This is a genomic window from Mesorhizobium sp. M7A.F.Ca.ET.027.02.1.1, from assembly GCF_004022985.1.
Classification (GTDB): Bacteria; Pseudomonadota; Alphaproteobacteria; order Rhizobiales; family Rhizobiaceae; genus Mesorhizobium.
Genome location: NZ_RZOL01000826.1, coordinates 1 through 932 on the forward strand (window position 1 = coordinate 1; position 932 = coordinate 932).

At 56.5% G+C, this 932-nt stretch carries 2 protein-coding genes; both read left to right on the forward strand.

From position 1 onward, the window contains the following. Nucleotides 1–184 precede the first annotated feature (184 nt). Nucleotides 185–388, forward strand: a complete 204-nt coding sequence (gene rpmI, locus EN749_RS36445) for a 50S ribosomal protein L35 (RefSeq protein WP_006201248.1) — start codon at nt 185–187, stop codon at nt 386–388. A gap of 145 nt (nt 389–533) precedes the next feature. Continuing rightward, a partial coding sequence (gene rplT, locus EN749_RS36450; protein ID WP_128365051.1) for a 50S ribosomal protein L20 occupies nt 534–932 on the forward strand: 399 nt, incomplete at its 3' end.

Consider the following 932-nt stretch of genomic DNA (forward strand, 5'->3'; position numbering starts at 1 on the left):
GACCAAGGACACAGCGCCGCATCTCCACAGGTGTTGCGCGCGGGCCGTCTTTAACGTATAGGACCGCCGTTCAAGAAAACCGCCCGGCAGGGCATGCCGTGGCGGTTTCATTTGCTTTTCGGGCTTTGGTCGGCCCGAAGCGAACAAGAAGCGCGATAGTGCGCCAACAATACGGAGTAGCAAAATGCCCAAGATGAAGACCAAGTCCGCCGCCAAAAAGCGGTTCAAGATCACAGGTACGGGTAAAGTCCTGTCGGCTGCTGCCGGCAAGCGTCACGGCATGATCAAGCGTTCCAACAAGTTCATTCGAAATGCCCGCGGCACGATGGTTCTGGCTGAACCGGATGGCAAGAAGGTCATCAAGAATTTTCTGCCGAACGGCCTCTAAGGCGTGATGCCAAAAAGTTGCAGACTTTTTGGATAACATCCCGCTCAAATAAGGCATTCGGTCTGGACACGCATTTGTTTTACGCAATTCCGAACGGAAAACCGCAAGGCACTTTTCCTGGAATTGCTTTTAAGGAGATCATGACATGGCACGCGTAAAAAGAGGCGTCACCTCGCACGCCAAGCACAGGAAGGTCCTGAAAGCCGCGAAAGGCTTCTACGGCCGCCGCAAGAACACCATCCGCATCGCCAAGCAGGCGGTGGAAAAGTCGCTGCAGTACGCTTACCGCGACCGCAAGAACCGCAAGCGCTCGTTCCGCGCGCTGTGGATCCAGCGCATCAACGCCGCGACGCACGAGCATGGCCTGACCTATGGCCGTTTCATCGACGGCCTCAACAAGTCGGGCATCGAGATCGATCGCAAGATCCTGTCGGACATGGCCATCCATGAGCCGCAGGCTTTCGCAGCCCTGGTCGCCAAGGCCAAGGTGGCGCTCGAATATCTGAAGAACACCACGCCGAACGCTTTTGAAAGCGCTGTCGCC

Bases quoted from the DNA above. Each gene is read 5' to 3' on its own strand.
- rpmI (WP_006201248.1), top strand. From the start codon at position 185: ATGCCCAAGATGAAGACCAAGTCCGCCGCCAAAAAGCGGTTCAAGATC.